The organism is Oleiphilus sp. HI0128 (assembly GCF_001635365.1).
Window position 1 is genome coordinate 1 of the sequence record NZ_LWGG01001337.1, and the last position, 988, is coordinate 988.

Sequence of the window (988 nt, forward strand, 5' to 3'; positions counted from 1 at the left end):
GCTGTCAAACCTAGGGTAGATAGCAAAACCATCGCGAAGTTTGGTTCCAGGCTACCGACCGAAATATACTTGCCATCTGCCGTCTGGTAGTAGTCGTAGAATAAACCACCGTTGAGCATCTCTTCGCCACACGCTGGGTCCTTGCCACTGACTAGCGCGTTGGCGCCGAACATCGTGCTCAGCGCCAAGGCCGCATCACTCATACTGATATCCAGGTGCTGGCCTTTTCCAGTAGAAGCACGTTCAATCACTGCGGCAAGAATCGCCATTACNGCATGATGTGAACCACCTGCAATATCGGCAACCTGTGTTGCAGATAAAGTGGGACCGGTTTCTTTTCTGCCAGAGAAACTGGCTAAGCCCGACAAAGCCAAATAGTTAATATCATGCCCTGCCCGATCTTTTAAGGGCCCTGTTTGACCATAGCCTGTGATCGAGCAATAGATTAATTTAGACTGAAACTTTACCAAGGCCTCATAATCCAGACCTAGACGCGCCATAACACCTGGTCTGAATTGCTCAATCACAATATCAAACTCACTCACCAACTTATGAACGATCTCTTTTGCACTCTCATGCTTTAAATCAACAGCAATCGTTTTCTTATTGCGATTAACGCTGGCGTGCGAGGCAGAAACCTTACCTACCATTGGCGGCAAGAGCTTTAGTAGATCGGGTCGCGTAGGTGACTCTACTCTTACAACCTCTGCGCCCATATCTGCCAACAATTGCGTTGCATAAGGGCCCGGTAATAAGGTGGTAAAGTCGAGAATCTTAATTCCCTTGAGTGGTTGTGACATTACTTACCCCTACTTCCTTTAGACCATCGAGCGGCCGATAATCAACTTCATGATTTCATTTGTACCAGCATAGATCTTCTGAACACGCGCATCTGCGTAAGCGCGCGCAACCGGATACTCCCACATGTAGCCGTAACCACCATGTAGCTGTAAACATTCATCTATCACGTCACACTGAATCTCGGTAG

General features: G+C 47.9%; 2 protein-coding genes. Both read right to left on the reverse strand.

Going from position 1 to position 988, the window contains the following annotated elements; translation table 11 throughout:
• On the reverse strand, positions 1–800 hold an 800-nt coding region (locus tag A3763_RS22280; protein WP_068760539.1), incomplete at its 3' end, for a CaiB/BaiF CoA-transferase family protein.
• An 18-nt stretch (positions 801–818) separates the two neighbouring features.
• Positions 819–988: acyl-CoA dehydrogenase family protein (locus A3763_RS27190; protein WP_255376637.1), on the reverse strand; the 170-nt coding region annotated here is incomplete at its 5' end.